The organism is Arthrobacter sp. B2060, from assembly GCF_059090445.1.
Window position 1 is genome coordinate 987452 of record NZ_JBNHFR010000001.1, and the last position, 17353, is coordinate 1004804.

Genomic DNA, 17353 nt, shown 5'->3' on the forward strand with positions numbered 1-17353 from the left:
GCAGCGAAGGCCGGCACAGGCCGCCTCTTCACAGCAACGGCTGGAGGGTGCATTCTGGACCTGAACGCGCGGTTCCGACAAGGACGTCGGGGGAGGAGCCGCGGTCCGCCGACGTCAATGGTCTCGCCATAAGTGGGGAATGGCGTGCCTGCCCGGGCCGTTCCCGCCGAGCAGGAATGGGAAACCTCAGCCGCATGCACAGCACCACCGAAACCCAGCACACGCTTCCACACCCTGCCCGGGACCTGTGATCGCATGGATCGCACCCTCGCCCAGCACCGGCTCAAGATCCATGTCCACATCGATGACCACCTGCTGACGGCCAGCATCGAAGTGCGCGGAACCCTTACCGTCGCCAACCTTCGCGCCCTGTACGTTATTGCCCGCAGGACCAGCGTGCTGCTGCCCGGCCGCGAAATCGTCATTGACCTCACGCATGCCCGGGCGGCCACGGACGCCGTCAGCGTCCTGCACGATCCGGTCCAGCTCAACAGCCTCGCCATCACTTCCGGCAACAAGGGGCTGCTGTGCCCGCTGCGGATCCTGGACCCCCCGCACATGCACGGCAGCCATCCGCCCGAGGCCAGCACAACCCACCCGCTCCACGGCGAACAGCACAGGAGGCTACCAAAGGGTCGGCCGCTCAAGAGGCAGGAGAAAGTATGAAACCCGGCCGCGTCGTGATGCTTGTCCTGGGCACGCTCGCGGCGCTGCTGGGCCTGGGGCTGCTTGCCGCTGCCGCGGGAACCGGATGGCTCAACTTCCAGCAGCGCGACGAGGGCTTCTTCACGTCGTCCACCGAGCGCTTCGAGGCCAGCTCCCACGCCATCACTTCCGTGGGGCTGGACATCATGGTGAGCCAGCGCCTCCCCGACGTCATACCGTCGGACGCCGCAGGCAGCATTCTCGTCCGCGGAGCGTCCGCCACCGCGGGCAAGGACATCTTCATAGGCGTCGCCCGGCAGGAGGACGTGACGCGGTACCTCGACGGCGTTAGGCGCTCCGAAATCCGGGAGCTTAACCTACGGCCCTTCAGGGTGGAGTACCGGGACCTTCCCGGCACCAGAACCCCCGCTCGTCCCAGCGCACAGACGTTCTGGGCGGCCTCCGCCACGGGCGCCGGGACACAGGAACTCCGGTGGGACCTGATGCCCGGCAGCTGGGCCATCGTGGTGATGAACGCCGACGCCACCGCTCCCGTCGCCGCCGACCTGCAGGGCGGCATCCGCTCCGACCTGCTCTGGCCGCTCTTCGTTGGCCTGCTCATCGCCGGAATCGTGCTGCTGGCCATCGGCGTGCCGCTGATCGTCGCGGGCGCCATGGGGCTCGGCCGCCATGGACCGCCGCCGCAGCGTCCGACGGCGGGACCTCCCGCCGCTGTCCCCGCAGGCGGCGGATCCCCGTACACCGCCGGCCCTGCCGGGGGCGGCGTGGCCACGCCACCGCCGCCGTCCGCCGTCGGGCTCTTCTCCAACGCGCCGTACCCCGCCCGCCTCAGCGGCAACCTCGACCCGGCACTGTCCCGGTGGATGTGGCTGGTCAAGTGGTTCCTGGCGATCCCGCACGTGATCGTGCTGTTCTTCCTGTGGTTCGCCCTGATTGTCACTTCCATCGTGGCGTGGTTCGCCATCCTGTTCACCGCCCGGTATCCGCGCTCGCTGTTCAACTTCAACGTGGGCGTGCTGCGGTGGAGCTGGCGGGTGTCCTTCTACGCCTTCACGGCCGTGGGCACGGACCGCTACCCGCCCTTCACCCTGGCCCGCACCGACTATCCCGCCGACTTCGACGTCGACTACCCGGAGCGCCTCTCGCGCGGCCTGGTGCTCGTCAAGTCATGGCTGCTCGCCATTCCGCACCTGCTGATTGTGGGGGTGCTGGCCGGAACGAGTCGAGCCTGGGTGGCGTCCGACGACGACTGGTCGGGTTACGGGGCGCGCTACGCAGCGGGTGGCTCCTTTTCGTTGATCGCCCTCCTGACTTTCATCGCCGCCGTCATTCTGCTTTTCACCGGCCGGTACCTCCCCAGCCTGTTCGACCTGCTGCTCGGCCTGAACCGCTGGGTGTACCGCGTCACCGCGTATGTGGCACTCATGCGGGACGAGTATCCTCCGTTCCGCCTCGACATGGGCCCGGCCGACCCGGGAGAAGCGCTGCCCACCAATCCTCCGAAAGGCCAATCATGAAACTCACGGTTCATACATTCGTGACCCTCGACGGCGTCATGCAGGGACCCGGCGGCAGGGAAGAGGACATCAGCGGCGGCTTCGAATTCGGCGGCTGGCTGGTACCGTACGTGGACGACGACTTTGGCCGGCTCGTCGACGGCTGGTTCGCAGAGGCCGACGCGATCCTGCTCGGCCGCACCACGTACCAAATGTTTCAGCCCTACTGGGAGCAGGTCACCGACCCGGGGGACGCTGTGGCCGCCGCCCTCAACTCGCTGCCCAAGTACGTGGTCTCCAACACCATCAGCAACCCGACGTGGAACAACACCAGCGTTCTCTCCGGCAACTTCCTCGAGGCGATTGATGACCTCAAATCCGGACCGGGCCGGGAACTGCAGGTGCACGGCAGCCACCGCCTGGCGCGGGCACTGCACGACGCCGGCCTCGTGGACGAATACCGGATCCTCGTCTTTCCGCTTGTGCTAGGCCAGGGCAAACGGCTCTTCGAAGGCGGGGCCATGCCCTCCGCGTACACCCTGGCCGGGCACAAGGCCACGTCGGCCGGCGCCGTCCACGTCACATTGGTCCCCACGGCCTTCGGTGCTGCGGAGCTGGAAGCGGGGGAGTTCGAGGTGCGGGAGGGGCGTGGCCAAATCAAGGAGTAGGCCCATCCGGCGGGAGGGATCGGGAGCTTCCCGTATGCGCCGATCTTAACTCCGACGAAGCCGCTCCATTTCCCGCCGGTCCTTCTTTGTGGGCCGCCCTGCGCCGCGGTCACGCTGTGGCAGGCCAAGCGCCGGGGCGATCGGGCGGGGAGGCGTGTGATCGGTAAAGCAGTGCGAAGCCGCCTCTGCCCCGACGCGCTTGGCAATCAGGCGGCGCACCTCGAGGATGCGCTCGTATCCCGGCTGGCGCACCCGGACAGTGTCGCCGGGGACCACCGACTGCGACGCTTTGGCCGGGTTTCCGTTGAGCCGGACATGCCCTGCCCGGCAGGCGGCAGTGGCCGCTGAGCGTGTCTTGTAGGCACGGATGGCCCACAGCCACGCATCAATGCGGACCGTTGCGGGGGCTGAAGGAAGGCTGCTCATGACTGCTGCCGAGTATAGGCCTTGTTTCCGGCCAGCTACTATATTGGTAGTACTGTACACGAGGTATAGTACTGAGCATGGTTAGGCATAAGGAGCTGGAGGAGACACTCAGGGACTGGGAAGCGGTCTTCCGGCAGGGAGTGCTGACTTTCTGGACCTTCATCGCGCTGGACGCGGACTGGCATGACGTATCCAGCCTCAAGGTCCGGATTTCGCAACTGACGAGCGGAACGTACGATCCGGCCGACCAGACGCTCTACCGCCAGCTGCGGCGCCATTTGGACGTTGGCTTGGTGGACATGCGTCTGGAAAGCAGCCCGGGAGGTCCGCCGAAGAAGCTCTATACGCTCTCCCCGCGCGGGCGAGACGTGCTGGAGCAGTTCACACTCCGGAACATTCAGCCGTTCTCACGACCTGAAGTCCGAACAGTTATTGAGAGGAAGCCAGCATGAACTTACAGGTCATCCTTCGCACCAACCTCAAGTGGTTTATCCTCATCAACACGATTAGCACGATGGTGTTTCTGCCGCTCATGAATCATTTCGTGGTCAGCGGATCCCAGCTTGGAGCCGCAATAACAGGAATCGGCTACGGGGCTGTCTGGTTTGTCAGCGGTCTTGTGACCGGCATCGCAGACAATGCAGCCACACGCCAATACCATCCGGGCTTGAGCTATGCAGCCTTCTCACTGTGCATCGCCATCCTGGTATTTCTGGCGGGAAAGCTTATCTGGCCCACCATCATGCCGTTGAGCTGGACAGCCGTTCTGGTGTTCTCAGGCGTCTGCGCCGCCGTGGTGGCTTTGATCCAGCTCAAGATAAGGCGGACTGACCAGGGCTACACGGGCAAGGACCTCTTCGAATAGGAAGACTGCTCATGACTGCTGCCGAGCAACATACCTGCCAGCGTCCAAGTGAGTTCCAAGGCGCGCATGCAAACCCGGGGCTGCCTCGAGCGACGGCCCCGGGTAGGGCATGTTGTTCAGGAATCCGAAACGGCGGAGCTGACAGCCGTCGGGCTGTCGTATTCCTTGTCCGGAATGTTTTCCAGCGCGCTGATGACATTCCCGTCGGCACCTGATTCCTGGGCATGCGCGATGAGGGCGTCACGGGTGGCGGGGTAATCGATACCGCCAAGGAATTTCTGAACTTGGATCGGGTTGGGGGCGTCGCTCATTTCAGTTCCTTTCCTTAATGAGGGGTAGGGCGTTTTCTTGCGGAGACTCCGGGAGGACCACGTTGAAGGCCTCCACCCGGCGGTCCGTAACCGTGGTGGGCGACTCGAGGTGCACGGCGCCTGTGGGCAGGATTCCGGCCCCGCCGGAGGATTCCATGACGCGCCACTGGGCCACGACGTCTTCGCCGCAGTGTTCGGGCGGCAGCTGCTCCCAGAAGAGGAAGCCGCCGGCTTCCTCCAGCGCCTGGCGGCGAAACATCGTGCAGCCGCCCAGCCACGCCACCTTGTAGGGCAGCCATTGCCCGGGTTCGAGGCCCAGTTCGGCGCTTAGGTGGCTAAGGTTGGCGGCACTGTGCAGAGGCCACCGCTGGAAGGCAGGCTCATCCGGCCGGATACGTTCCGGCATGACAGGCCCTTCCCAGGCGGCGAAAGCCCCGGTCTGCTCGGGCCTGCGGTCGGCAAGATACGACAGGCCTTGCGGTGCCATGCCCACGAAGCCGCAGCGGAGCTCGTCCAAGGCCTCGCTCATCCTGCCCAAGGCGCCGGGCTCCAGCCACACGTCGTCATCGAGGAAGAGCACCTTGGGCGTGATCGCCTGTTCCAGGAGGAACTGCCGGTGTTCTGCCAGGCCCCGGCGCGGCAGGTGCCGTAGCAGCCCGACTTCCGTCCCCTGCGCCCTGAGCACGCGCACGATGGCAGAGACCGGCGCCTTGTCCCAGACGGGTTGGCCGTCGGACTGGTCACTGACCACCAGGCGGAAAATGGGGTCCGGTTGAGCGGCCAGCCCAGCGAGTGTGACGGCCAGTTCTGCCGGTCTGTTGCGCGTGGGGATGAGGATGTCCAGGGACGCGTCTTCGATGATCTGTCCTGTGGCCCAGCTGGCTGAAGTGTGGCGATTCATGACCACCGCCTTTCCGTGGCCGATTCATCTGAACGGTGCGTTAGTTGGAACGGTGCATTGTTCTGAGCGGGGCATTGTCCTGAAAGGATGCATTGCCCCGAAAGTGTGCATTGTCCAGATACCCCCGCGGCCCGGTTCCTAAACGCGTCTCCGGCGAGTCGCACGCGGAGGCGGGCGGCGCGGCGGCTGCGCAGCATGCCCTCGGGGGCGAGAGGCCTAAGCCACCAGTACGGCTGCCGCAGAGTCCATGTGTTCGCGGATTGTGTTGCGGGCCAGGGTGGCATCGCCGGTTTCGATCGCGGCCACGATGTCGTGATGGCGGGCCACACTCATGTTCTTGACGCCTTTTTCCAGCCCCGCGAACATGATGGACATCCGGATGGACCCTTCCAGCGCTTCCCAGGAGTGAAGCAGGGTCTCGTTGCCCGTGAGGCGGCACATAGTGCGGTGGAACTCGAGATCGGATTCGACCCGCTCCTCGAGCGTGCCTTTGGTTGCGTCCTCCATGGCCTGGATGGCAGCGCGGAGCGAATCGATGACGTGCTGGCGGTCCGGCAGTTCGCACAGGGTGCGGGCCGCCAGGGATTCAAGGGCAGCCCGCACGGAGTAGATATCGCGGATTTCCTTGGCATCGAGGTTGCGGACCGAGAGGCGGCCGCGCGGGCCTGCCGAGAGCAGGCCTTCCTGCTCGAGCTGGCGAAGGGCCTCGCGGAGGGTTCCGCGGCTGATCTGCAGCATGTCGGAGAGCTCGGTTTCCACCAGATGGCGGCCGGGTTCCAGGGCGCCGCTGGTGATGGCGGCGCGCAACGCGGCCAGCGCCTGCTCGCGAAGGCTCTTCTTTTGCAGTCCCAGCAGGGACGCTGTTGGCGCGGCCATCGATGGTTCTCCCCAATGCTGGTGGTCGACTGTTTACAGACGCTCTGTTAACAGTAGATGGTACGGCAGAAGCGCGGGTGACGGCACGTGCCGTCCCCCGCGCTTCTTTGCGGCGGGTCAGCCGAGTTCTGCGAGGACCTTGGCCACGATCCGCTGTACGGACAGGCCGTAACGCTCGTGCAGCGTGGGCAGGGCGCCGGCGTCGAGGAATCCGTCCGGCAGGGCCACCGGCACCACCCGCTTCCCCACACCGGCACTAACAACTGCCGAGGCAACGGTCTCGAACAACCCGCCCACCACGCTGTGGTTCTCCAGGGTCACCGCGAGCCGGTCGGTGTTGATTTCGGCCAGGACGGTTGCGGCGTCGAACGGCTTAATGGTGGGGGCGTGGACGACGGCGACGTCCACCTTGTGTGCCGCCAGCGCATCAGCTGCCTGCAGGGCCCGCATGGTCATGAGTCCGCTGGAGACGAAGACGACGTCGTTGCCTCCGCGCAGCACCTTGGCCTTGCCCAGTTCGAAGGTGTAGTCGTACTCGTCCAGCACGGTGGGGACATTGCCGCGGAGCAGGCGCAGGTAGGTGGGTCCTTCGCTGGCGGCGAGCTGCGGCACGGCCTGCTCGATGTCCACGGAGTCGCAGGGGTCCACGATGGTCAGGTTGGGCATGCCGCGGAAGATCGCCATGTCCTCGGTTGCCTGGTGGCTGGGCCCGTAGCCGGTGGTAAGCCCGGGGAGGCCGCCGACGATGTTGACGTTCAGGTTGGGTTCGGCGGCGTCGAGGCAGAGGAAGTCATAGGCGCGGCGGGCAGCGAACACGGAGTAGGTGGAGGCGAACGGCACCAGGCCCGTTTCGGCGAGGCCGGCCGCTGCCCCGAAAAGCAGCTGTTCGGCCATGCCCATCTGGAAGAACCGCTCCGGAAAGGCCTTCGCGAAGATGTGCATGTCCGTGTACTTGCCCAGGTCCGCGGTGAGGCCAACGATCTTGTCGTTTTCCTGCGCGGCCTTCACCAGGGCGTGTCCGAACGGAGCCGGGGTGGTCTTCTGGCCGGGATCGGCGAAGGACGCAATCATGGCGGAGGTCTTGAGCTTGGGGATTGTGCTCGTGGCGACGGTGCCCTTCACTGCGGTGGTCGTCGCTGCCGTGGCGGTGCTCATTGGGCGGCCTTTCCTTCGTATCCAGCGGTCAGCTGCTCACGGCAGAGCTGCCACTCGTGTTCTTCGATGCGCATGAAGTGCGCCTTCTCGCGTTCTTCCAGCAGCGGCACGCCGCGGCCCACTTTGGTGTCGCAGAGGATCACGGAGGGTCGTCCCACCGCGGCGGCCTGGGCGGCGGCGTTGTCGAATGCCTCCAGCAGCGCGCCGAGGTCGTTGCCGTCCACCCGCTGGGTGTACCAGCCGGCGGCTTCCCATTTTTCGGTGACCGGCTCGGTGCGGAGCACGGTGTCGGTCTTGCCGTCGGCCTGCAGGGCGTTGATGTCCACCATGGCAGTGAGGTTGCCGAGTTGGTGGTGGTGGGCGCCCATGGCCGCTTCCCAGGTGGAGCCTTCGTCCAGTTCCCCGTCGGAGAGGAAGTTGTAGACGCGGGCGCCGGAGCCCTGATGCCGCAAACCGAGGGCCATGCCCACGGCGATGGTCAGTCCGTGGCCGAGCGAGCCGCCGGAGATTTCCATGCCCGGAGTGTAGGTGGACATGCCGGACATAGGGAGCCGGGAATCGTCGGAGCCGTAGGTTTCGAGTTCCTCGACGGGGACGACGCCGGCCTCGGCAAGGGCCGCGTAGTGCCCGATGGCGTAGTGGCCGGTGGACAGCAGGAACCTGTCGCGCTCCTCCCACTCCGGGTCGTCCGCCCGGAAGCGGAGCTGGTCGGAGTAGACGGCGGCGAGCATGTCCGCCGCGCCGAGTGCCTGTCCCACATAGCCCTGGCCCTGGACCTCGCCCATGGTCAGGGCGTGGTGCCGGATGCGGTAGGCGGCGGCACCGACCCGCTCCCGGCGTTCGTTAGCTGTTTCCGTGTTCATTCGTTCCTTCTCAGAGAGTCCGCGGGAGTGCAGTTCCTGCGTGCTGATTTCGTTGACGGCGGGCATCAGGCGTTCACCGACTGGGGTGTGCTTTTCGTGATCTCATCGGCGAGTTGGCGTTCCCGCGTGCCCCAGGTCTCGCGGGTGACGGCGGCCGCCCAGAGGCCAACTGCTGCGTACAGGGCGAACAGCATCGCCGGGCCCATCCAGCCGAAGCTGACGAACAGCAGGGTGGTGACGAAGGGCGTGAAGCCGGAAACCATGGCGGAGATCTGGTAGGCCAGGGAGGCGCCGGATGCGCGGGTCTTGGCCTGGAACAGCTCCGGGAACCATGCGCCCTGGGCTCCGGCGAGGGAGTTCTGGCAGACGGCGTAGGAGATGACAATCGTGGCGATGACAAAGACGAACAGGCCGGTGTTGACCAGCAGGAACATCGGAATGGCGAACAGCAGAGCGAACGCGCAGGACCAGATGTACACGGGGCGGCGGCCGATCTTGTCGGTCAGGCGCGCCCAGGCTGCGGTGGCAAAGATGCCCACGGCGGATGCGATGCACAGGGCCACCAGGGTCTGGGTCTTGTCGGCCAGCTGTTCGGTGTGGAGGTAGGAAATCATGTAGGTGATGGACACGGCGTAGCCGGCGGTCTCCGCGACGCGCAGGCCGATGCCCTTCACGATGTTGCGCCAGTCCGTCTTGATGACCTCGACGATCGGGGACTTCACGATGTCGCCGCTGTCCTTGACCTCGTCAAACACGGGGGACTCGGGAACTTTGGAACGGATGATCAGGCCGACGACCACCAGCACGATGCTGGCAAGGAAGGGGATGCGCCAGGCGAGCTCGCCGCCGAGGTTCACGCTGACCAGGAACACCAGGTTGGCCAGCAGCAGTCCGACGGGGAAGCCGGCCTGGACGATGCCGGTGTATTTGCCCTTGGCCTTCCACGGTGCGTGTTCGTAGCTCATCAGGATCGCTCCGCCCCATTCCGCGCCGAAGGCCAGGCCCTGGACGATGCGGACGAAGACCAGCAGTGCCGGAGCCAGCAGGCCCACCTGGCTGTACGTGGGCAGCAGCCCGATCAGGAAGGTGGCGACGCCCATCAGGATGAGCGAGGTGACCAGGACGGGCTTGCGTCCCACCTTGTCGCCCAGGTGGCCGCCGATGATGCCGCCCAGCGGCCGGGCGGCAAAGCCCACGCCGAGGGTGGCGAAGGCGGCCAGCGTGCCGGTCACCGGGTCACCCGTGGGGAAGAAGGCCGTTCCGAAGTACAGGGCGGCCGCAGTGCCGAAGCCGATGAAGTCGTAGGTCTCGATCACTGCGCCGACCCCCGAGCCGATGGCGACCCTCTTGGCGTCCTTGGTGCCGTGGACCGGCCCGCGCATGTTCAGAGCATCGTTGCTCATGGTGGTTCCCTTTCGAAGAGCGACTGAATCAGCATCCAGCGCTGTCGACTGTTAACAAGATAGATCCCAGTGTGACCGGGGTCATGCTCAGTGTCAACAGTTAACCTAGGAGGTTGACTGTTAACAGTCAACCCGACTACTGTGGTGGCCATCACTACCCTGCCTGCCGGGCACGAACAACCAGAGGATCAACGACGATGTTCCATTCCCGACTCGGATGCTCATCCGGGCTCCGGCGTCGGAATTGGCATGGACTTCAGCCACATCGTTGCCGCCGGCGAGGACCCGCAGAAGTACCTGCGGCGCCACCAGGGCCGGATTGCCCACGTTCACCTGCGCGATGCCGTGCCGGGCAACATCAACCTCAGCATCGGCAACGGCCTCGCCGATTTCGCCGGCGGGCTGCGCTCGCTGGCGGAACAGGGCTACACCGGCCACTTCTCCCTCGAACTGGAAACCGGCGACGTGACCCACGACGAACGCCCGGCCGCCGCCGCCAAGGCTGCCAGCTTCATCACCGACCTCATCTGAACCCCCCCAAAAAACACATCAAGCAACCCAAGGAGCATCATGACCGCCATCCAGCGCACCGCCGTCCTCACCGGGGCAACCTCTGACCGGGGCATCGGCCTCACCACCGCCCGCCGCTACGCCAGCCAGGGCTGGGGCGTGGTGATCCTGGATCTGGACGGCGAGAAGTCGGCGAAGGTCGCCGCCGAAATCGGCAACGAATTCAACGTTCCGGCGTTCGGTTACGAAATTGACGTCGCCAACGAAGGCTCCGTCAACGCCGCCCACAAGGCAGTGGCGGCTGAGGTCGGCGCCGGTGCCCTCCCTCCCGTGGGCGCCCTCGCGAACATCGCCGGGATCACCTCACCGGCGCCGTTCCTGGAGACCACCCTGGAGCTGTGGCGCAAGGTGATGGACGTCAATGCCACCGGCACGTACCTCGTCACCAAGGCCTTCCTGCCGGACATGATCAACAACGGCTGGGGCCGGATCGTGAACATGTCCTCCGTCTCCGCCCAGCGCGGCGGCGGGGTTTTCGGCAAGGTCCCGTACTCCGCCGCCAAGGCCGCGATCCTGGGTTTCACCAAGGCCCTGGCCCGCGAAGTAGGTGACACCGGCGTGACCGTCAACGCCATCACCCCCGGTGCCGTGGACACTAACATCCGCGTGGGAAGCACCGAGGAACAGGAGGCCGCCATCAACGCCGGCATCCCCCTGGGCCGCAACGCCACCACCGAGGAGGTGGCCGCCGTCATCACGTTCCTGTCCTCCGAGGACTCGGCCTACCTGACCGGCACCACCATCGACATCAACGGCGGAAGCCACATGCACTAACAGCGGCACGGTGCTCAGTGACTACGAAGAACGGCTCCCTGCCTACTCAACGGTGACGCGGATGCACTGGGCCACATTGTTGCCCATGCCCTGATAGTTCCAATGCTGTTCGAGCGGCTGGACGGCGCCCGTGGCGTCTTTCGCACGGCATACCAGTTCGTGCTCGCCGGGGTCTGCCACCCAGGGCATGCTCCAGCTGCACCACGCATAGGCGCCGGCCGGCTTGTCCAGCTGCGCGGGCATCCAGTGCCCGTCGACGCCGACCTCCACGCCCGTCACGGGGCCCTCGCCGGACCAGGCGCGGCCGTGCAGCATCACCGGGCCCCGCGGCAGGTGCCGCCGGCGCGTGAAGAAGTCCGGGACACCCGGCGGAACCATCAGCGCGCGGACCCTCATCCGCGTCACCGGAGTGCCGGCGTCGTCCGCGGTGTGCTGGTAGCGGTACGCGACCGCCTGCTGGAAACCCTGGAACGGCGAGGCCACCACCTGGATGGAGTGCAGCCACTTGACGCTGGCCATGCCGTACCAGCCGGGAACCACCAGCCGCAGCGGGTAGCCGTGCTGCGGCGGCAGGTCAGCGCCGTTCATCTTGTAGGCCAGCACCACGTCGGCGCGGAGGGCCTCTGAAATGGGCAGGCTGCGTGCATAGTGGTGGCGGACGCCGCCCTGGATTCCTTCGTCCAGGCCGGTGAAGACCACCTCGGTGGCCTCCGGCTCAATCCCGGCCTTTCCCAGAAGGTAGGCCAGCGGTACACCCGTCCATACGGCCGTGCCCACGCCTTCGAGGGTCCAGGGCTGGCTCAGCGGCCTCGGTTTCAGGAGTGAACGCCCGTTGCCGGCACACTCGAGTGTGACCGGCACACTGATCGCCGGATCCCTCTTCAGGGCGGCCAGCCCCAGTTCCATGGCCCGCTCAACGGCACCGCCGATCCTCACGTGCCAGGCGGCCGGATCTACGTGCGGTATGTCGAAGTGCGTCAGTACGTAGTGCAGTCCGGGCGGGGTGACATCCTCACGGAGCGCCTCCAGCGGCATCGAATGGTTCCGTACCGCGAGTTGCAACTCCGCACTGGTCAGCGGACCGTACGTGGGTTCCTCCGGATGCGCCGCGGGCCCAACGGGCTTGCGGCGCCTGTAGATCACCTTGGACATGGCATTTGCGATTCTGCTCGGTTCTGCGGGCTGGTCCCCTTTGACAGGTTTACGCCGAGCCCGCGAAGCCGTCAATGCCGCAGTTTCCCGTCAGGCCACCTAAGATCGGACGCGGTTTTCCGTATGCTGCGCCAGCGAGACCATGGATCCTGTGTCCAGGACGGCCATGTGGCCGACGTCTGCAGGCTTCTTTGCCGGCCGCGGCGGCTGGGCAGAGGCGGCGAGCGAGGACTGGACCGGCTGGACTTGCGGCGCAGTCCCGGCGGCCCTTGCCGCATCTGGTCCGCTTGCGGCGCCGGCCCTGGGGGCGCGGGTCGGCCGGGGCGGGACCTGATTGACGGGGGCGCCTTCGCCGCCGTGCAGCGCTGACTCCACGAGCGGGGCCACCTTCACCACTTCTCCCACGCCTGTAACGGGCGCCTCCGGGACCGGGATGTCGAGCACCGGCGCGGTCTCCCGTGCCCGGGCCACGGCCCGGGCATCCGCAGCGGCAACCGCCTCTGCCCAGTCCTTCGCCAGGACCGGCGGCACCGGGCGTGCCGCCGTCAGCAGCGGGTGATCGGCGACGGCGGTGCGCAGCGCCCTTTGGAGGCCGGCGCGGGTCATCAGTGTCTTCCAGTCCACAGAAGGACGCGGCGCGCGGACCGGGCGCGGGGCGCGGGGTTCCTTCGCAGGCCGTACCTTCGCGGGCTTCGAAGGCAGCGCCTCCGCAGTTTTCGTGTCGGCCGGCAGCCGCACAACTTCGACGGTGTCGTTCTTCGGGATCCTGCCAAACAGGGCCATCACGATCAGCACGAGCAGGCGGCTGACGCCGGCGATGACGAGCATGACGATGAAACTAATGAACAGCCCCAGCGACATGAGAAAGGCCACGAACACCGTGCCGAAAAATGTCAGGTTCAGTGCAACCGTTGTCGGATCTTCCACTTCACCCTCCTAACCCACCGCTGCTGCAAGCCGGGGCATTGCCCACATGCAACAGCCTTTACCACCTTACGGACTATTTACTGCCGACATGCCCGCATGACAAGGCCGGGCGGGTGTTGTTTCGAACCTGTTACCGGACGGGTCTGTCGACTCAGGCATATAGTCGAGATCAGCAATTTACCTCCACACTTTGGGAAACTTCGTGAGCCAGTCCCAGACCTTTACCGGCAACTGTCCTTGCCTCTCCGGAGAGCAGTACGCAGACTGCTGCGGCCGCTTCCACAGCGGAGCCGCGGACGCTGCGACGGCCGAACAGCTCATGCGCTCCCGGTACAGTGCATTCGTTCTCCTGGATACCGGATACCTCCTGAAAACCTGGCACCCGGACACCCGGCCCACCGAGCTGGACCTGGATCCCGGGCTGGAGTGGCGGCGGCTGGACATCGTCTCCACGAGCCGCGGCGGCCCGCTGGACAATCAGGGCCTGGTGGAGTTCACGGCGCATTTCAGGCAGGACGGCAAACGGGGCATCCAGCACGAAACCAGCCGCTTCCTCAGGGTGGACCGCCGCTGGTTCTACCTTGACGGCGTCGTCCTTCACCAGGCCTAGCTGGTCCGGACCCGGCCCTGCAGGGCGCGGCCTGCGGGGCCCTCTCTGCCGCGGTTCCTAGTGCTCCTCGTAGTCGGCCGTCGGCGTGAAGCCAGCCCGGTCGACCTTGCGGTGGAAGCGCATGCCGGCCATGCCGCCCACGACGGCGCCCACCAGGGCGACGACCGCGACCACGACGGCGGCGATGATGCTCGTGGTGGTGAGCTGGCCTTCGTTCACGGGAATCCGCGGGAAGCTGTTCAGCTGGGCGAGGATATTGAATTGTTCGCCGGCGATCATGCCGAGGACGGCAACGATGACGGCGGCGATGAGCGCCCAGATCCAGACCATCAGGCCCTGCTTGGCGCCGTTAAACCTCGCCATCCGCCCGGCCACGTAGCCTCCGCTGTAATACGAGACGAAGAGGATCACGAGCAGCACGATGATGCCCACCAGGCCCACCGTCTGGTTCGATGCCGCCTGGCCGATGGCTGCGTTGACGTCGGGATTGGTGGCGAGCCCCACGGCCGTTCCGGCTGCCGCCACAAAGGCCGTCAGCAACACGGCCATGCCGGTGGCCGCCAGCCAGCCGAAGAACGCCGAGCCCACCTTGACCCCGCCGAAAGCCTCCTTTTCGCGGGCCATCGCGGTCTCCCGCGAGGCGAGGTTGGGGTCGGAGTGCGGCCGCGCGTCGTCGCCCTCCGGGTCCGGAGCATAGTCCCGCTCGGCGTAAGGCGCCTGAGTGGTCATGGCCCTGGTGCTTGTGTCAGTGTCCCGTGCGCCGGTGTCCGCTTCCCGCGTACCCCCCTCGCGTGACTGGGTGGCGTCGTACACCGGGGTTTCGTCGGGCCTGCGGCCGGACTGCATGTGCCGGGGGCGTCTGTCCTCGGAACTAATTGGGCTGCTCATCGAACGCCTCACTTTCATTGAACGGACCAGGCTCACGATCTAAGCCGGGCAACGCAATGCCGAGGCCAAGGCGCTGGCCTCACTTCTAGCTAACTCCGTTCAATGCTTTGTAGCAAGGATGCTTACTATTTGGGTTTTCGTGCCGCCCTTCCTGGATGCCACCGGATTCCTTCCCCGGTCAGCGGTACTTTCGGTGCAGGTCTTCCTTTAACGACGCGTGCGGCGAAGCGTCGGCGATCCACGGCCCGGTGCCTTCGGACTGGTCCAGCACCCCGGCTTCCAGCCACACGTAATCCCCGGCGAGGACCTTGCGTGACAGTTCGCGGTCGCCGTCGTCCGTGTTCCGCCACAGCTGGTCAAAGTATTCGTCCACGCGGACGCGGGCCTGCTCGCAGTAGGCCTCGGCCAGCTCGAATGCCGTGGCGCCCTGCTCGGGAGCCGTGCGCAGCAACATCTCCGCCCGCGAGCAGCACGCGGCCATGGCGAAGAGCTCGGCGCCGATGTCCACGATCCGTCCCAGGAAGGCCTGCTTGTGCTCCAGTCTGGCCTGCCACCGCCCCATGCCGTAGAACGTCTGCCGGGCCAGCCGCCGTGAGGACCGTTCCACGAAGCGCAGCTGCTTGGCGAGCCGGCCGAACTCGCTGTAGGAGCGGGGATCCATCCCGGGGCCCGCCACCAGTTTTGGCAGCCACTTCGCGTAGAAGCCGGAGGCCCCGAAGGCGGCCCTCGCTTTGTCCGACAGGCTGGCGTCCGCGGACGCCAGATCCCCGGCGGCGGCCAGATGGGCGTCCACGGCCTCACGGGCGATCAGCAGCTTCATGATCTCCGATGACCCTTCGAAGATCCTGTTGATGCGAAGGTCACGCAGTTGCTGCTCCGCGGGCACGGCGCGCTCGCCCCGGGCCTCCAGCGAATCCGCGGTTTCGAAACCCCGGCCTCCACGGATCTGCACCAGCTCATCCGCTATCCGGCAGCTGATTTCCGTCGACCACAGCTTGGCGAGGGCGGCCTCGATGCGGACGTCCTTCTGCCCGGCGTCGGCCATTTCGGCGGACAGTTCAAAGACCGCGTCCAGGGCGAACGCCGTTGCGGCAATGAAGGCGATCTTCTTGCCTACGGCCTCGTGCTTGCCCACCGGCCGGCCCCACTGGGTGCGCGCATTGGACCATTCGCGGGCGATCTTCAAACTCCAGCGCCCCGTGGCAACGCACAGGGCGGGAAGGGAAAGACGTCCGGTATTGAGCGTGGTAAGTGCGATCTTCAGGCCCTGGCCCTCGCGGCCCAGCCGGTTGGCCGCCGGAACCCTCACCTGGTGAAAGCGGGTGACACCGTTTTCGATGCCGCGAAGACCCATGAAGGCATTCCTGTTTTCCACCGTGATGCCCGGTGAGTCCATCTCGACCACGAAGGCGGTGATGCCGCCCTTGTGGACCGTGCCATCGGGGGTGCTGTGCCGCGGCACCACGGCCATCACCACAACAAGCTCCGCGATCACGCCGTTGGTGGTCCAGAGTTTCACGCCGTCCAGAATGTACGCGTCGCCGTCGTCCGTGGGGACAGCAGTGCTGCCCATCCGGGCCGGGTCGCTGCCGACGTCGGGTTCTGTAAGGAGGAAGGCGGTAACGGCGCCGGCAGCGCAGCGCGGCAGGTATTCCCGCTTCTGTTCGGCGGTGCCGAACACCTTCACCGGTTCCGGCACGCCGATGGACTGGTGGGCGGAGAGCAGCGCGCCCAGGCTGGGGTGCACCGAGCCCAGCAGCCCCAGTGCCCGGCCGTAGTACACCAGCGACAGCCCCAGTCCGCCATACTCCCTCGGGATCTTCATGCCGAACACGCCAAGGTCAGCCAGCGCCTTCAGGTACTCGTCCGGAATCTTGGCATCGCGCTCAATGACCCGCCCGGACATGGTCCGGCACAGCGCCGTGAGCTGCTCCATGAAAGCCTCGCCGCGCTCCACGTCATCGGCTTTGGCTGCCGGCCAGGGGTGGATGAGGCTGAGGTCGAAGCTGCCGAGGTACAGGCCCTTGGCGAAACTCGGCTGCTCCCATGCGGTCTCGCGGGCCGCCTCGGCGACAGCTCTGGCATCCTCGGCAGATGCACCGGCCCCGATCTTCTCGGCGGCCACCGGCGTTTCGGAGGCCGGACTGTCGATGGGCGGGATGGTGCCGGCCTGAGGCCGGGTGACCTGGCTGTCAGTGGCGGGACTCTCAGTGGCGGAGCTCACGGGGCATCTCCTCTAACCGGTGACCGGTTCAAGCCCTGGGTCCGCCGCGGGTGGAGAACCCTTCAGCTGTCCCTCAATGCTACCCGCGGGTAAGTACCCGTGCTAGGGGAAGGCTGCCCCGCAAAATCACCCGGCAACTCAACCGTGGATGCATGGTGGACCAGCCGGTCCCACACGTGGTTGATGCCGTGGACCAGGCCCAGCAGAGTGCCGGCGACAACCAGCCATGCCAGCCTCCCCACGCCTACCAGAACGAGGGCGGCCATTGCCGCCACCACCACGAACAGAACCAGTGCCAAGGCAAAAACCAGCGTTCCGATGAACACCAAGGTGGCGTTCTCCACTGCACTTAGGTCAAACTGCATGTTTCCCCCTGCGCCGTTGCTGCGGTTGATCAGTAGCACGAGCGTAGGGTGCAGAGGCGGAGTCCATCCACAGCCTCGCAGGCGGGTCGGGCCGGTTGATACGGGATCGAAATCATACTGCTCCGTAGGTCACGGCCTTGTCTCAGAATTCTCACCCGTCACAGTGGTTTCGTTACGCGGCAGGCGACGGGGAGGGCAACGCCCGCTGTCCGT

19 protein-coding genes and 1 pseudogene are annotated in these 17353 nt (G+C 66.1%); 8 read left to right on the top strand and 12 right to left on the bottom strand.

Annotation, left to right across the window (positions count from 1 at the left end):
* Positions 1-255: 255 nt before the first annotated feature.
* From AC5RUM_RS04670 to AC5RUM_RS04680, 3 genes are read left to right on the top strand one after another with little or no spacing between them, the layout of a single operon-like run.
* Positions 256-666, top strand: coding sequence for a hypothetical protein (locus AC5RUM_RS04670; RefSeq protein ID WP_494033823.1), 411 nt, complete (start codon positions 256-258; stop codon positions 664-666).
* Entirely contained in the window at positions 663-2183 is a 1521-nt protein-coding gene (locus AC5RUM_RS04675; protein WP_494033824.1) for a DUF4389 domain-containing protein, read from the top strand. The genes AC5RUM_RS04670 and AC5RUM_RS04675 overlap by 4 nt, the downstream gene beginning before the upstream one ends.
* Positions 2180-2830, top strand: coding sequence for a dihydrofolate reductase family protein (locus AC5RUM_RS04680; protein WP_494033825.1), 651 nt, complete (start codon positions 2180-2182; stop codon positions 2828-2830). Before AC5RUM_RS04675 ends, AC5RUM_RS04680 begins: the two co-directional genes overlap by 4 nt.
* Positions 2831-2875: 45 nt before the next feature.
* Here AC5RUM_RS04680 and AC5RUM_RS04685 read toward each other — a convergent pair whose 3' ends face one another.
* Positions 2876-3256 carry an RNA-binding S4 domain-containing protein gene (locus tag AC5RUM_RS04685; protein WP_494033826.1) on the bottom strand — a complete coding sequence of 127 codons (381 nt, stop codon included), beginning with the start codon at positions 3254-3256 and terminating at the stop codon, positions 2876-2878.
* Between the two features lie 77 nt (positions 3257-3333).
* Here AC5RUM_RS04685 and AC5RUM_RS04690 point away from each other — a divergent pair, with 77 nt between their 5' ends.
* Positions 3334-3708: a PadR family transcriptional regulator gene (locus AC5RUM_RS04690; protein WP_494033827.1), complete on the top strand. Its 375-nt coding sequence runs from the start codon at positions 3334-3336 to the stop codon at positions 3706-3708.
* Positions 3705-4121, top strand: coding sequence for a hypothetical protein (locus AC5RUM_RS04695; protein ID WP_494033828.1), 417 nt, complete (start codon positions 3705-3707; stop codon positions 4119-4121). Before AC5RUM_RS04690 ends, AC5RUM_RS04695 begins: the two co-directional genes overlap by 4 nt.
* 116 nt (positions 4122-4237) lie before the next feature.
* Here AC5RUM_RS04695 and AC5RUM_RS04700 read toward each other — a convergent pair whose 3' ends face one another.
* The 6 genes from AC5RUM_RS04700 to AC5RUM_RS04725 all read right to left on the bottom strand — a co-directional run bounded on the left by AC5RUM_RS04700 (position 4238) and on the right by AC5RUM_RS04725 (position 9630).
* Complete coding sequence (locus tag AC5RUM_RS04700) at positions 4238-4432, bottom strand: DUF2795 domain-containing protein (RefSeq protein WP_400580751.1); 195 nt, start codon at positions 4430-4432, stop codon at positions 4238-4240.
* 1 nt (position 4433) lies between these two features.
* Positions 4434-5333 carry a glycosyltransferase family 2 protein gene (locus AC5RUM_RS04705; RefSeq protein ID WP_494033829.1) on the bottom strand — a complete coding sequence of 300 codons (900 nt, stop codon included), beginning with the start codon at positions 5331-5333 and terminating at the stop codon, positions 4434-4436.
* A 216-nt stretch (positions 5334-5549) separates the two neighbouring features.
* A complete protein-coding gene (locus AC5RUM_RS04710; RefSeq protein ID WP_494033830.1) occupies positions 5550-6209 on the bottom strand; it encodes a GntR family transcriptional regulator in 660 nt (219 codons plus the stop codon).
* Positions 6210-6326: 117 nt separating this feature from the next.
* A complete protein-coding gene (locus tag AC5RUM_RS04715) occupies positions 6327-7364 on the bottom strand; it encodes a transketolase family protein (RefSeq protein WP_494033831.1) in 1038 nt (345 codons plus the stop codon).
* Positions 7361-8227, bottom strand: coding sequence for a transketolase (locus tag AC5RUM_RS04720; protein ID WP_494033832.1), 867 nt, complete (start codon positions 8225-8227; stop codon positions 7361-7363). The genes AC5RUM_RS04715 and AC5RUM_RS04720 overlap by 4 nt, the downstream gene beginning before the upstream one ends.
* Before the next feature lie 65 nt (positions 8228-8292).
* A complete protein-coding gene (locus AC5RUM_RS04725; RefSeq protein WP_494033833.1) occupies positions 8293-9630 on the bottom strand; it encodes an MFS transporter in 1338 nt (445 codons plus the stop codon).
* A 213-nt stretch (positions 9631-9843) separates the two neighbouring features.
* Between AC5RUM_RS04725 and AC5RUM_RS04730 the strand changes: the two are divergent.
* Both AC5RUM_RS04730 and AC5RUM_RS04735 read left to right on the top strand, forming a co-directional pair.
* Positions 9844-10161 (top strand): annotated as a pseudogene (locus AC5RUM_RS04730) (sugar phosphate isomerase/epimerase family protein); the annotation flags it as partial.
* A 39-nt stretch (positions 10162-10200) separates the two neighbouring features.
* Positions 10201-10974, top strand: a complete 774-nt coding sequence (locus AC5RUM_RS04735) for an SDR family NAD(P)-dependent oxidoreductase (protein ID WP_494033834.1) — start codon at positions 10201-10203, stop codon at positions 10972-10974.
* Between the two features lie 42 nt (positions 10975-11016).
* On the opposite strand, the gene AC5RUM_RS04740 is transcribed toward AC5RUM_RS04735, so the two are convergent.
* Together AC5RUM_RS04740 and AC5RUM_RS04745 are read right to left on the bottom strand one after the other, a co-directional pair.
* Entirely contained in the window at positions 11017-12126 is a 1110-nt protein-coding gene (locus tag AC5RUM_RS04740; RefSeq protein WP_494033835.1) for a sulfite oxidase, read from the bottom strand.
* Positions 12127-12225: 99 nt separating this feature from the next.
* Positions 12226-13053: a hypothetical protein gene (locus tag AC5RUM_RS04745; RefSeq protein WP_494033836.1), complete on the bottom strand. Its 828-nt coding sequence runs from the start codon at positions 13051-13053 to the stop codon at positions 12226-12228.
* 202 nt (positions 13054-13255) lie between these two features.
* Here AC5RUM_RS04745 and AC5RUM_RS04750 point away from each other — a divergent pair, with 202 nt between their 5' ends.
* The gene (locus AC5RUM_RS04750) at positions 13256-13663 is read left to right on the top strand and encodes a YchJ family protein (RefSeq protein ID WP_494033837.1); all 408 of its coding nucleotides are present in this window, start codon (positions 13256-13258) and stop codon (positions 13661-13663) included.
* A 57-nt stretch (positions 13664-13720) separates the two neighbouring features.
* On the opposite strand, the gene AC5RUM_RS04755 is transcribed toward AC5RUM_RS04750, so the two are convergent.
* The 3 genes from AC5RUM_RS04755 to AC5RUM_RS04765 form a co-directional block, all read right to left on the bottom strand.
* Positions 13721-14551, bottom strand: a complete 831-nt coding sequence (locus AC5RUM_RS04755) for a YrzE family protein (RefSeq protein ID WP_494033838.1) — start codon at positions 14549-14551, stop codon at positions 13721-13723.
* 178 nt (positions 14552-14729) lie between these two features.
* Positions 14730-16775, bottom strand: a complete 2046-nt coding sequence (locus AC5RUM_RS04760; protein ID WP_494033839.1) for an acyl-CoA dehydrogenase family protein — start codon at positions 16773-16775, stop codon at positions 14730-14732.
* Positions 16776-16837: 62 nt separating this feature from the next.
* Positions 16838-17140: a hypothetical protein gene (locus tag AC5RUM_RS04765; RefSeq protein ID WP_494033889.1), complete on the bottom strand. Its 303-nt coding sequence runs from the start codon at positions 17138-17140 to the stop codon at positions 16838-16840.
* Positions 17141-17353: the final 213 nt, after the last annotated feature.